Annotated in this window: 11 protein-coding genes; all 11 read right to left on the reverse strand. The window is 32.8% G+C overall.

The window, feature by feature from the left end; all coding sequences use genetic code 11:
* Positions 1-62: 62 nt before the first annotated feature.
* Positions 63-3,236, reverse strand: coding sequence for a carbamoyl-phosphate synthase large subunit (gene carB, locus AC2D8K_RS04280; protein WP_484698089.1), 3,174 nt, complete (start codon positions 3,234-3,236; stop codon positions 63-65).
* Complete coding sequence (locus AC2D8K_RS04285; RefSeq protein WP_002450606.1) at positions 3,229-4,329, reverse strand: carbamoyl phosphate synthase small subunit; 1,101 nt, start codon at positions 4,327-4,329, stop codon at positions 3,229-3,231. Before AC2D8K_RS04285 ends, carB begins: the two co-directional genes overlap by 8 nt.
* Positions 4,330-5,607: a dihydroorotase gene (locus AC2D8K_RS04290; protein ID WP_002450607.1), complete on the reverse strand. Its 1,278-nt coding sequence runs from the start codon at positions 5,605-5,607 to the stop codon at positions 4,330-4,332. It lies immediately after the preceding gene.
* Positions 5,608-5,625: 18 nt separating this feature from the next.
* Positions 5,626-6,507 (reverse strand): aspartate carbamoyltransferase catalytic subunit, encoded by an 882-nt coding sequence (locus AC2D8K_RS04295; RefSeq protein WP_002450608.1) that lies wholly within the window; start codon positions 6,505-6,507, stop codon positions 5,626-5,628.
* Positions 6,508-6,531: 24 nt separating this feature from the next.
* Entirely contained in the window at positions 6,532-7,824 is a 1,293-nt protein-coding gene (locus AC2D8K_RS04300; protein ID WP_002450609.1) for a uracil-xanthine permease family protein, read from the reverse strand.
* 184 nt (positions 7,825-8,008) lie between these two features.
* Positions 8,009-8,536: a bifunctional pyr operon transcriptional regulator/uracil phosphoribosyltransferase PyrR gene (pyrR, locus tag AC2D8K_RS04305; RefSeq protein ID WP_002450610.1), complete on the reverse strand. Its 528-nt coding sequence runs from the start codon at positions 8,534-8,536 to the stop codon at positions 8,009-8,011.
* Between the two features lie 392 nt (positions 8,537-8,928).
* Positions 8,929-10,065 (reverse strand): low temperature requirement protein A, encoded by a 1,137-nt coding sequence (locus tag AC2D8K_RS04310; RefSeq protein ID WP_484698090.1) that lies wholly within the window; start codon positions 10,063-10,065, stop codon positions 8,929-8,931.
* 223 nt (positions 10,066-10,288) lie between these two features.
* Positions 10,289-11,206, reverse strand: coding sequence for an RluA family pseudouridine synthase (locus AC2D8K_RS04315; protein ID WP_002450613.1), 918 nt, complete (start codon positions 11,204-11,206; stop codon positions 10,289-10,291).
* 11 nt (positions 11,207-11,217) lie between these two features.
* Positions 11,218-11,694, reverse strand: a complete 477-nt coding sequence (gene lspA, locus AC2D8K_RS04320) for a signal peptidase II (protein WP_002450614.1) — start codon at positions 11,692-11,694, stop codon at positions 11,218-11,220.
* Positions 11,695-12,246: 552 nt separating this feature from the next.
* Positions 12,247-12,723, reverse strand: a complete 477-nt coding sequence (locus AC2D8K_RS04325) for a CHAP domain-containing protein (protein WP_002450615.1) — start codon at positions 12,721-12,723, stop codon at positions 12,247-12,249.
* 4 nt (positions 12,724-12,727) lie between these two features.
* On the reverse strand, positions 12,728-13,522 hold the full coding sequence (locus tag AC2D8K_RS04330) for a VOC family protein (protein ID WP_002450616.1): 795 nt from the start codon (positions 13,520-13,522) through the stop codon (positions 12,728-12,730).
* Between the last annotated feature and the right edge of the window lie 168 nt (positions 13,523-13,690).

Raw genomic sequence — 13,690 nt, forward strand, 5'->3', positions numbered from 1 at the left:
TATGAATTGAAGAACTTATCTTAAAATAAATGTAGACTTTAGCTTATTTAATTGAACTTGTTTTACATATTTCTCATTGTAAATGTCATACTCTCTATAACATTTGTTAATGCACTTGCAGTATCAAGTGATGTAAGACATGGGATACCATTTTCTACCGTAGTACGACGAATTTGGAAGCCATCTCTTTCCACTTCTTTACCTTTTGTCATTGTGTTGATCACGATTTGTACATCACCATTTTGAATACGAGTGAGTAAATCATTTTCGCCACCGATTTTGCCTACAACTTCTACTGGAATATCATTTTGATTTAATTTTTCAGCAGTCCCTTTAGTGGCTAAAATCTTATAACCGACTTCATTAAGACGATGCGCAATTTTAACAATTTCTTCTTTATCTTTATCACTTACAGTCATCAATACAGTTCCATGGTCTTTAACTTCAAATCCACTACCTGTTAACCCTTTGTATAGCGCTTTTTCTAATGTTTGATCTTTACCCATTACTTCACCAGTTGATTTCATCTCAGGTCCTAAAGTGATATCAACATTTTTCAATTTATTAAAGCTGAATACTGGTGCTTTAACAAATACCCCTTCTGAATACGGTTGAATACCTTCTTTATAACCAAGTGAAGATAATTTTGTACCCATAATGGCTTGCATTGCGAGTTGAGCCATTTGAATATCAGTGATTTTACTTAAGAATGGTACAGTACGACTTGAACGAGGGTTTACTTCTAAAACATAAACACCGTCATGTGCAATCACAAACTGAATGTTAATTAATCCAACGATATTCAAGCCTTTCGCTAGTCGAATCGTATAATCTTCTAATGTCTCAATTTCTTCTTGAGATAATGTTTGAGGTGGATATACTGCGATAGAATCACCACTATGGACACCTGCACGTTCAATATGTTCCATAATACCTGGAATAATTACTGTTTCACCATCTGAGATAGCATCGACTTCGATTTCTTTACCAGTTAAGTATCTATCAACTAACACTGGATGTTCTGGGCTAGCTTTAACTGCTTGTGTCATATAGTTTTCTAATTCTTTATCATTATCAACAATTTCCATTGCACGGCCACCAAGTACATATGAAGGTCTTACAACAACTGGGTAACCAATATTACGTGCATTTTCTAATGCTTCTTTTGGTGAAGTCGCAGTTTTACCTTGAGGTTGCGGTACGTCAATCGTATGCAATAACGCTTCAAATTCTTTTCTATCTTCAGCTCTGTTTAAATCTTCTAAAGATGTTCCTAGAATTTGCACGCCATGTTTAGCTAATTTATCTGCTAAATTAATAGCTGTTTGTCCTCCAAATTGTACAACGACACCTTTTGGTTGTTCTAGATTAATGATACTCATCACATCTTCTTCAGTAAGAGGTTCAAAGTATAATTTATCTGAAATAGAGAAGTCAGTTGATACTGTTTCTGGGTTATTATTGACAATAATTGCTTCATATCCAGCATTTTGAATTGCCCACACAGCATGTACTGTTGCATAGTCAAATTCAACCCCTTGCCCTATACGAATAGGACCTGAACCTAAAACTAAAATTTTCTCTTTGTCTGTAACAATGGATTCATTTTCAGTTTCATAGGTACCATAATAATATGGTGTTGTTGATTCGAATTCAGCCGCACATGTATCTACCATTTTGTATACTGGCGTAATATTGTTGTTAATTCTCAATTGATAGACGTCTTCTTCTGTCATATCAAATCGATGAGCAATGACTTTGTCACTGAAACCATAATCTTTAGCATATTTAAGATATTCTAAATCGCCTTGATGTGCTTTTAATTCATGTTCAATATTAATAATATTCTGGAATTTATTTAAGAAGAAATAGTCAATTTTAGTCATATTATGAATTTCTTCTAGTGTTGTACCACGACGAATGGCTTCACCGATGAAGAATAATCTTTCGTCATCCTGATGACTAATTCTTTCTTTAATGTAATCCAAATCAAAACTTTCTCCATTTGGTAATCCTAAGTGATGCACACCATATTCTAATGAACGAATTGCTTTGAGTAATGATTCTTCGTAGGTACGGCCGATTGCCATTACTTCACCTGTTGCTTTCATTTGTGTGCCTAATTCGCGTTCACCTTTTTCAAATTTATCAAATGGGAAACGTGGAATTTTAGAGATTACATAATCCAATGTCGGTTCAAATGCTGCATATGAAGTACCTGTAATTGGGTTTAACATTTCATCTAATGTTAATCCAACAGCAATCTTTGCAGCTAGTTTGGCAATTGGATAACCTGTTGCTTTAGATGCTAATGCTGATGAACGAGATACACGTGGATTGACTTCAATAATATAGTAATTAAATGAATCTGGATCTAACGCTAACTGAACATTACATCCACCTTCGATGCCTAAAGCTCGAATAACTTTTAATGAAACGTCTCTTAGCATTTGGTATTCCACGTCTGATAATGTTTGACTTGGTGCAACCACAATGGAATCACCTGTATGGATACCCACTGGGTCAATGTTTTCCATATTACATACTACAATGGCATTATCATTTTTATCACGCATAACTTCATATTCAATTTCTTTAAAACCTGCAATTGATTTTTCAATTAAACATTGTGTAGCTGGACTATAATGTAAACCATTTGTTACAACTTCTTTTAAATCATCATCGTTATAGCAAATACCGCCACCTGTACCACCCATTGTAAAGGCTGGTCGAACGATTAATGGATAACCCACTTCTTCTTTAAATTTAAAAGCTTGTTCAACTGTATTTACAATATCACTTTCTGGTACAGGAACATCTAAATCATTCATCAATGTTCTAAATAGTTCACGGTCTTCAGCTTGTTGAATTGATTCTAATTCAGTTCCCAGTAGTTTCACATTATTAGCAGCTAATACACCACTGTCATGTAACTGAATTGCCATATTTAAACCTGTTTGACCACCTAAAGTTGGTAACAAAGCATCAGGTTGTTCTTTACGAATGATACGTGCGATAAAATCATGTGTTAAAGGTTCAATATATACTTTATCTGCAATTTCTTTATCAGTCATAATTGTAGCTGGGTTAGAGTTAACCAAGATCACTCTATACCCTTCTTCTTTAAGTGCAAGACAGGCTTGAGTTCCTGCATAATCAAATTCCGCAGCTTGGCCAATAATAATTGGGCCCGATCCTAATACTAAAATTGTTTGAATATCGTTACGCTTAGGCATTTATATTACGCTCCTTTTCGATGAACTCATTCATCATAGTAATAAACTCGTCAAATAAATAATTAGAATCACTTGGACCTGGTCTTGCTTCTGGATGATACTGAACTGAAAAGGCAGGTAACGTTTTATGTCTTAAGCCTTCAACAGTACCATCATTTAATGCAATATGAGTGACTTCTAAGTCTGTATTTTCTAATGAATCTCGGTCAATTGAATAACCGTGGTTTTGACTTGTAATGTCGACTTTACCTGTTCTTAAGTTTTTAACAGGGTGGTTGGCACCTCTATGTCCAAACTTCATTTTGAATGATGTAGCACCTTGAGATAAAGCAAATAATTGATGGCCTAGGCAAATACCAAAGAATGGAATTTTGCCAAGAATACCGTTAATCATTTTCACAGCAACATCAATTTCTTCTGGATCTCCAGGACCATTAGATAGCATTACACCGTCTGGAGACATTTTGATGATTTCTTCTGCAGATGTGTTATAAGGTACAACAGTCACATTACAACCACGCATGTTTAACTCTCGAACGATATTTTGTTTTTTACCAAAGTCGAGTAAGACAACACTTAAATCTGAACCTGTAGAAACATAAGGTGTTTTTGTAGAAACTGTCGATACTTCATCTCTAGGTAATTCAGTCGTTTTTAAATGTTGGACTAAGCTTTCAATGTCAGCTTTGTTATCTGTGAATCCGGCTCTTAATACACCGTGTTGACGAATCTTACGGGTAATACTTCTTGTATCTACCCCTGAGATACCTGGTATTTGGTATTGTACTAATACTTCGTGTAAAGTCTTTTGATTACGAAAATTACTAGGATGTGTACTTGCTTCTTTCACAACAACACCATTCAATGTTGGAGTTAAAGATTCAAAATCATCTCTATTGATACCGTAATTTCCAATTAATGGGTACGTAAATGTAATAATTTGACCCGTATATGATGGATCCGAAATCGTTTCTTGATAACCTGTCATAGCTGTATTAAATACAATTTCGCCAATTGAAAGTTCATCTGAACCTAATTGATACCCTTCATAATAAGAGCCGTCTTCAAATACTAGATAACGTTTTGAAAGCATCTATTTTTCCTCCTTAAATACTACTTCACCTTTAACCATTGTTAATACCGGATGTCCGAATACTTTTTCACCAATAAATGGTGTGTTGTCAGCTTTAGATAAGAAATCTTCACTTTTAATTTCTTTTTCATTTTCTAAATCAATAATTGTGATGTCTGCGTAACTATCTTTATGCAATTTACCATAATTAAGATTAAAGATAGTTGCCGGTTTAATTGTTAAGTAATCGATTAATTGTTTTAATGACCAATTACCATTTCTAACAAAGTGCGTATATAATAATGGGAATGCAGTTTCACTGCCTACAATACCGAATGGTGCTTTTGTCATTGGTTGTTCTTTTTCTTCTTTCGCATGAGGTGCATGATCAGTTGCGATACAATCAATTGTTCCATCTAATAAACCTTCTAATAATGCATCACGATCTTCTGTACTTCTTAATGGTGGATTCATTTTGTAATTTGCATCATCACCTGGCACATCATTTTCAGTTAATAATAAGTGATGAGGTGTTACTTCTGCAGTTACATGAATGCCTGCTTTTTTAGCGTCACGAATGACACGAACACTTTCTTTAGTAGAAACATGACATACATGGTAATGACAACCTGTCGCTTCTGCTAATAGAACGTCTCGGGCAATTTGAACTGATTCACATACATTTGGGATACCTGGAATACCTAATTCCTCACTACGTTTACCTTTGTGCATAGCACCACCGTATATTAAACTATTATCTTCACAATGTGCTACGATAGGTTTTTTCACTTTTGCTGCTTGTTTCATAGCAGCATACATCATACTTGCTTGTTGTACACCAACGCCATCATCAGTAAAGGCAAACACACCTTCATCTGCTAAAGCTTGGAAATCTACTAACTCTTTACCTGCTTGTCTAGTTGTAATAGAAGCGTATGGTAAGACACGAATTTGTGCTGAATCTTTGATTTTTTCTCTTAACGCTCTTATATTTTCCACTGAATCTGGTACTGGTCTTGTATTTGGCATTGGACAGATAGTTGTAAAACCACCTCTTGCAGCTGCTTTCGTACCAGTTTCAATTGTTTCTTTATGTTCTCCACCTGGTTCACGTAAATGTACATGAACATCTACAAATCCAGGCGCGATTAAATTTCCTTTAGCATCTATAACTTCAATATTTTCAGATGAAGAATCAATTTTACTGCTAATCGTTTTAATTCTTTTACCGTTAATAAGAATATCCGTATTTTTTAATTTTCCATTTTTTATAATTTTACCGTTCTTAATTAGTTTCATGATTTAAATACCCCTTCCTTATTTTAAAAGCTCATCAATGACTGCCATTCTTAAATACATGCCATTTTCCATTTGTTTAAAGATGCGTGATTGAGGTGCCTCTACTAGGTCACTTTCAATTTCAACACCTCTATTGACTGGAGCTGGATGCATGACAATAGCTTCTTTCTTTAATTTATCATATCTTTCCTTAGTTAACCCATATTGTTGATGATAATTTTCAGCTTCAAAGTTAGCTTTTCCTGTAATACCGTGTCTTTCGTGCTGAACTCTAAGTAACATCACAATATCAACTTTTCCAATCACATCATCAATGTTAACGTATGATGCTTCTATTGTATCATCTACCCATTCATCAGGACTCGCGAACATGACATTTGCACCTAAAGCTTTTAAACTATGGAAATTACTTCTAGCAACACGTGAATTTTTAATATCACCACAAATTAATACGTTTAAACCTTCGAATTTTCCATATTCTTCATAAATAGTCATTAAATCAAGTAGGCTTTGAGTCGGGTGTTGTCCACTACCATCACCACCATTGGCAATAGGTATATTTAGTCCTTCCAAATCGTCATAATATGCATTTTGAGAGTGTCTGATTACTAACAAGTTTACACCAATACTTTCTAATGTCTTACAAGTATCATATAGTGATTCTCCTTTTTGTACAGACGACGTACTCGTTTCAAAATTAACTAAATTCAATCCAAGTTTTTGTTCGGCAACTTCAAAACTACATTTTGTTCTTGTTGAATTTTCAAAGAACAAATTAGCTACAAAATGATTTTTGTATTGTGGTACATTAACTTCTCCAGATTTAAACTGACTTGCTTTTTTGACTAAGCTATAAATTTCATCGTTTGATAAATCTTCCATTGATAATAAATGTTCCATTGTTTGCCTCCTCAGAATATCTAACTATTTTTTAGGTAAGATTAAATTTAAGATAATGCCTGATAAAGCTGATAATGCCATTCCTTCAAGTTGTAAGTTAACGCCGATACCTTTTAAATTGATTAATAAATTTCCTATTCCAATAACTAAGATGACTGATGCAATCACTAAGTTTCTATTGTTAGCAAAATCAACGTTGCTTTCTACAATCATTCTTAAACCACTTGCTGCGATAATGCCAAATAATAATATTGACACGCCACCCATAACCGGTGTTGGTATGGAAGAAATAAGTGCTGTAAATTTACCAATGAATGCAAGTACGATTGCGATGACTGCAGCACCACCAATGACATAGATACTGTAAATTTTCGTGATCGCTAATACACCAATGTTTTCACCATAAGTTGTACTTGGTGGTCCACCTATAATACTTGCAACCATTGTTGATACACCGTCACCTATGATTGATTTATCTAAACCTGGATCTTTAAAGAAGTTTTTACCTACAATTTTGTTGATTACCATTTGATGTCCGATGTGCTCACTGACAGTTACAAATACAACTGGAATCATGACAAGCACTAATCCTAAATGGAAGGAAGGTACATAATCTTTAAATGGTAAGTAAATATCCGGGAATGCTAACCATTTTGCTTTTGCAATCGGTGCAAATTTAACCAATCCCATAAAGATAGAGACGATATAACCCACTATGATCCCTATTAATACAGGAATTAATGATAAGAATCCTTTGAAGAATCCTTGTACAACGATTGTTACAATCAGCGTAATTAATGCAACGACTAAATAGCTTAAGTTATAACCTTTCATGTCTGCAGAATTTTCATACATTGCCATGTTAACTGCAGTTGGTGCAAGGCTTAATCCAATGACCATAATGACAGGTCCAACTACAACTGGTGGTAATAAGTGCATCAACCAACCTGTCCCACTAAAACGGATTAAGAAACCAATAATGACGTACATTAAACCACTCATGAAGAGTGCGACTAACATGTCTCCTAAACTATGTGTACTTAATCCCGTAATGATAGGTGTGATAAATGCAAAGCTAGATCCCAAATATGCTGGAATTTTAGCTTTGGTAATAAGTATGTATAACAAAGTTCCAATTCCTGATGCTAATAATGCTGCTGAAATAGGCAGTCCGGTTAAAAATGGTACAAGTACTGTCGATCCAAACATTGCAAATAAGTGTTGCAAGCTTAAAAACGCCCACTGTGCTGGCTTTGGTTTGTCTTGTACATCTAATACTGGTTGTACCGTTCTTTCAAACATTTGTTCATTTTCCATGGTGATTCATTTCCTTTCATAAAAAAATCTCTTTACATACAGTTATGCAAAGAGACTAAAGCGAATGATATGAAGTATTTAAGCTATTTAAATACAGTAGTTAACATAATAATTCTATTGTAACTACTTTGCTCATATATTCATTTCACCTTTTTCAGTCTCTCGTACTGCTTTAAAAGGGATATTATTCTATTATAACTGCATTAGTTGAATCCTTTTCAGTTAAGTACACTTTAACGGATTCATCGCGTGCAGTTGGTATATTTTTTCCTACAAAATCTGCGCGAATTGGAAGCTCTCTGTGGCCTCGATCAACTAGCGTAGCTAATCCAATTTTAATTGGTCTCTCATGTAATAAGATGGCATCTAATGACGCTCTAACCGTTCTTCCAGTGTATAAGACGTCATCAATGATAATAACAACTTTTCCTGTAATATCTACATCTATTTCAAAAGCTTTGTCGAATGATTGCTTCGAAACATGATCGATATCATCACGGAATTGTGTAATATCAATTGTGCCTGTTGTTACAAGTTGTTGCTCTATCATATTTATTTTTTCTTGAATACGATAAGCTAAATATGCACCACGTGTTTTAATGCCTAGTAATACCAAATTCTCAGTACCTTTGTTATACTCTAATATTTCATGTGCAATTCGAGTAACTGTACGTTGAATTGCTGCTTCATCCATTATGATACGTTCAGACATTGTCTCACCTCTATCTCTTATTCATATCAAAAAAACCTCACGTCTTTAACAAAGACATGAGGTTGATATATAGATAATGCGTGATATCAATTTAGCCCTAGTGTAACTAAACAATATTCCACACATATTCTTAACTGTTTGTTATGCAATCATTCAATGATTGATCGCTAGTTATCATCTCATTAAATTAATAACAATCATGTATATCAGTATCATTTTCATGTCTTTGAAGCCTCTCTGGACTTATCTTTAAAGACTACTTTTATAATTAAACTGTTATTAGTTTAATCCTAAAGTTGCAAATAGTCAACGTCTTTTCTAATAAAATACTTGATTGATTAACATTTTTTAAATGTTTACTATATTATGCCATTTGCATCGCTAGCGGTATTTTATTTAATCACAGAATTGGTACGTTTTTTTATATTTTTATAATACAAAAGCATAACTAAAGTATTTGCAATTGCGATACTGATAATCATTACATCTTGATAACCATTAAAAAACATACTTATGATAAATGATAAAACCAACAGTATTGCGCCGATTATAATATATTTGATGTTTTTAAGTTCTTTATGAAAATATGTCGTATTAATCCAAACACCAATATAAAATAATAAAATACTATCATGCATCATACAGATTTCAAACTTTGAACTTAACTGATGAGAGTCACTAAAAATAACAGCAGCATTTAATATACCTAATGCGATATTAATTAATAAGTGTGTATAAACGAGTTGGAAACCAATAGTCGTTTGATGTAAATTAATATGACTTTCAGTCACTAACCAATATGTTCCGAATAAACTTACAACGATTAAAAATTGAAATATATAAATATAATTGAAATGCTCAATACTAAATATAGATGTTAAACCAACTAAAACCTCACCAAATATAATAATCGTCAACAACGAGAATCTTTCAACTAAATGTGATAAATTCACAGGTGATTGATATAAATATTTTCGGTATGGAATCAAGCCTGTTGAAGCAATAAATAATCCTAAAAACCCTGGAATATAATGAATACTTTTTGGTAATACAAGAGATACTAATGAAAGGATTGCAACGATTAATGCAACAATTGCAAATGCCTGACACGTTTTATAATCAGATTTATGCTTTGTTTTATTTAAATGTAAACTATATTGAATACTTATACTCAAATATAGAATTCCAATACATAGAAAGAATGGAAAGAATGTTTTTTCGAAATCAGGATATAAACTATTTGATAAAAATACTAATACAAACAAGTTAAACATCATAAATATGACATCTTTAGTTGTCGTTTCTCCAAATCTATTTGTATAAAATGTTTGATGCGACCATAATATCCATAAAAACACACTCATAATGATATACTTTAAAAATAATTCAGATGATATAGTCCCCCCATGTACATTTAAAATGACATGTGCCATCTTCTGCATTGCATAAACAAATATTAAATCAAAAAATAATTCATGAAATCCCGCACTTTTCTCTTGTAAATGTCGAGGTTGATACGATGTTTCCATTTAGTTTGTTCCTACTTTCACTTTGTTTTCAACATATCATAGCATATTACATGTTATGTTCATATATTTTATTCTATAGAACCTATAACTCATTTTATGATTACTCTATAAATGAACTTCCTACATTATTTAACATATTTCTTTTGATTATAAAAAAGCCCCTAAATGACAATGGGATATCATTTAAGAGCTGTGATAGTATTTATTATTTTTATGCCATTTTCTAGGCATCTCTTTTTCTAATATCGGCTAATAAATCTTCAAATTCTTGAGGTAACTCTGCTGTTCTTTCAATATATTCATGAGTAACTGGATGCTCAAATCCTATTACACCTGCATGTAAGGCTTGTCCGCCAATATCTAATGTTTTTTTAGGACCATATTTAGGGTCTCCAACTAATGGGAAACCGATATATTTCATATGCACACGAATTTGGTGCGTACGGCCTGTTTCGAGTTCACATTCTATTAAAGTATAATCTTTAAAATGTTCTAAAACGTTAAAATGTGTTACTGCTTCTTTTCCATCATCTACTACTGCCATCGCTTGACGGTCTTTTTTATTACGTCCAATAGGTGCATCCACTGTTCCATAGTCATGTGGAATATTACCATGAACTAATGCAACATATTTACGCTTAACTGATTTAGCCATTAATTGTTCAACTAAACCACGGTGTGCAATGTCATTTTTAGCAACCATCAATAAACCAGATGTATCCATATCAATACGATGCACGATACCTGGACGAATTTCACCGTTAATACCAGATAAATTTTTAATTTGATACATCAACCCATTAACTAACGTACCAGTGTAATGGCCTGGTGATGGATGAACTACCATCCCTTTTGGTTTATAAACAATAGCTACATCATCATCTTCATAATATATATCAAGATTTAAATTTTCCGGTGTGATATCTGCATCAACGACTTCTTGTTCAGTCACAACGATATTGTCATTTTGCTTCACTTTATAATTGGGTTTGACCACTTTGTCATTAACTTTCACAAGATCTTCTTTAATCCAATCTTGAATTTGGCTACGTGACCAATCACTATTTAATTCTGGTAATACTTTATCTAATCTCTGTCCAACATGATTACTATCTGTAATCGTATATTCATACGTTTCCATAATCAGACCTCCTAACCTTTATTTGTTGTATCTTTAAGTAGTGCAATAATGACTAACATCACACCAATTGTTAAACTTGAATCGGCTACATTGAAGATAGGAAAATCATATCCAAAAATATTTGTATCAATAAAATCAACAACTTCTCCATTTAATAAACGATCAATGAAATTTCCTAAAGCACCTGCAAATAATAAACTTATCGCTAACTGCATAAATAAATTATATTGCGCTTCTTTTATAAAGAACAATACGAGCACAATTAAAATAATCACTGTAATAATATAAAAGAAGAACATTTTACCGCTTAATATTCCCCAAGCAGCACCATTATTTCTATGTGACGTTATATTTAAAAAATTGGGTATCACTTCGTAAGAATCGCCTATTTTCATTGAACTAGCAATAATCCATTTTGTCACTTGGTCAATGACTATGATTAAAAAGGCTACGAGTAATGAAATACCGACATAATATTTCTTTTTCATTCATGTTCCTCCATTCAGAACCATTCATCACTTTTTACAACAACTTTCATTATATCTTAAACAAGAGTATAAAAACAGGTTAGCTTCATAATAAATATTTGCTAAAACATATAGGAGTAAGACAGAAATAATAAAGAAACACTAATCATTTATGATGTAGTGGTTCTTAAGCATTAGCCGCAGCTAATATGTACTTTAAAATAGAAATACATGAGTGAAACTCATGCATAAGAAATACTAATTTCTAAAGAAAAAGTATTTCTTTATCGTTGTCCATCCCCAACTTGCATTGTCTGTAGATTTTCTTTTCGAAATTCTCTATGTTTGGGGCCCGTCCCCACGGCAAGGTTGACTAGAAACGAAAAAGCTTGGTACATTAGACCGTCTTTGTAATTTATTACTTAGACGGTTTTATGCATGAACTTTAGTTCATGTATACCTCTAAAGCTTAATTTGAACACATGAGTCAATACTCATGTGTAAGTCACCTACAGCCTATATATGAATGTAACTTGAAATATATTAATATCCTAGCCTGCACTCATTTCATCATTAGGATATATGTTGATTTTCTTTGGGATGAATATATTGATATTGATCAACGTCATTCGCTGGTATAGTTCTATTTGATATTTCATATGGCTTTTTAAAATTCATTTCTGAAATGTATAATGATTGATCCTCGTTCACTTTTTCAATATAGGCTACATGACCATATTTCCCTTCAGTCGTCTGTAAAATCGAACCTTCTTTAGGATGTTGATTGACTTTATATTGATCTTTTTTAGCATTTTTCGCCCAATCTTTAGCGTCATGCCAAGAGTTTGCAATTTGATGATGGTCTTCTCTCACCTTATCGAAAACATAATATGTACATTGTCCTTTTTGATACGTATTATATTTCATCGGATTAAAATCGAATAAATGATTTTTAGGTTCAGTCATATCTTGATTATTCAAACCATCAAAAATTGCTGCTAGTGTTAGGCTAATCGTAATAAATAACATCCAAACAATACTTTTCTTCACTTCATCACGCTTCTTTTATAAAATTAAATCTAAAGTATATCCCATCTGGTCCTTTGATATTTAAATGTGTCGTTTCAGGATAATGAAAGTCTACAAGCGCTAAGCCATAAGAATGTGCATTATCCACCCGTTTTGTTCCAGAAATCCATTGATTTAGTGCTAAATGATGATGATAATGTTGTGAGGATAAAAAGAGCGAGTAATCATCCATATATGCAGATTCTTCCAAACCAAAATAATTGAAATAGTATGGTTTAACTTCAGAAATACGAATCGACTTCAAATGCAAGGTACCTATTTTTGCGTCATCTGGTATACCATGCCATTTTTCATCTGATACTTCATTTAATAAACGTGGTACATTAATTGGTACGATATTAAGTAACACTTTGTCATCTTCATAATGCCATTCTTCATAATCTTGATCGACATAGAACTTCAAACCATTTCCTTCTGGATCTTCGATAAATAGAGATGTGGCTACACTTTGTTCCCCACCATTTACCGGGATTTCATAGTCGCTTAATTGTACTAACAAATCAGCTAAATCCGATAATGAAGGCAGCATAATGCCTATATTGAATAACCCAGCTTCTGACATTAGAGGTTCTCTACCATTAGCAATTTCATTTAAAGTAATAAAATGGTTTGACATGCCCACTTCATATTGAATACTTGTCATCGTTTCATTGACAATATTAAATCCTAAAATCTGTTCGTAAAATGGTTTGAGCGCATCTTTATCTCTCACATTAATCGTTATTCCGTTGACAAAATTTGCATCTTTATTATGAAACATTCCATGTACCTCTTTCAAAATAACTTATCTATATAACTATCTTTACTTATGAATTATGACTCATATTTTAAATATTATGCAAAAAAATCAAAACAAAAGCAACTTAATTGCAATGCTTATCAATACGATTTATTTATACCCATACTGTCTCAAGTCGTTGCAAAATAA

Source organism: Staphylococcus sp. 510, from assembly GCF_057219715.1.

Excerpts from the sequence above, each read along its gene's own strand:
- carB (WP_484698089.1), bottom strand. The coding sequence starts at position 3,236 with ATGCCTAAGCGTAACGATATTCAAACAATTTTAGTATTAGGATCGGGC.
- AC2D8K_RS04285 (WP_002450606.1), bottom strand. The coding sequence starts at position 4,329 with ATGCTTTCAAAACGTTATCTAGTATTTGAAGACGGCTCTTATTATGAA.
- AC2D8K_RS04290 (WP_002450607.1), bottom strand. The coding sequence starts at position 5,607 with ATGAAACTAATTAAGAACGGTAAAATTATAAAAAATGGAAAATTAAAA.
- AC2D8K_RS04295 (WP_002450608.1), bottom strand. The coding sequence starts at position 6,507 with ATGGAACATTTATTATCAATGGAAGATTTATCAAACGATGAAATTTAT.
- AC2D8K_RS04300 (WP_002450609.1), bottom strand. The coding sequence starts at position 7,824 with ATGGAAAATGAACAAATGTTTGAAAGAACGGTACAACCAGTATTAGAT.
- pyrR (WP_002450610.1), bottom strand. The coding sequence starts at position 8,536 with ATGTCTGAACGTATCATAATGGATGAAGCAGCAATTCAACGTACAGTT.
- AC2D8K_RS04310 (WP_484698090.1), bottom strand. The coding sequence starts at position 10,065 with ATGGAAACATCGTATCAACCTCGACATTTACAAGAGAAAAGTGCGGGA.
- AC2D8K_RS04315 (WP_002450613.1), bottom strand. The coding sequence starts at position 11,206 with ATGGAAACGTATGAATATACGATTACAGATAGTAATCATGTTGGACAG.
- lspA (WP_002450614.1), bottom strand. The coding sequence starts at position 11,694 with ATGAAAAAGAAATATTATGTCGGTATTTCATTACTCGTAGCCTTTTTA.
- AC2D8K_RS04330 (WP_002450616.1), bottom strand. The coding sequence starts at position 13,522 with ATGTTTCATAATAAAGATGCAAATTTTGTCAACGGAATAACGATTAAT.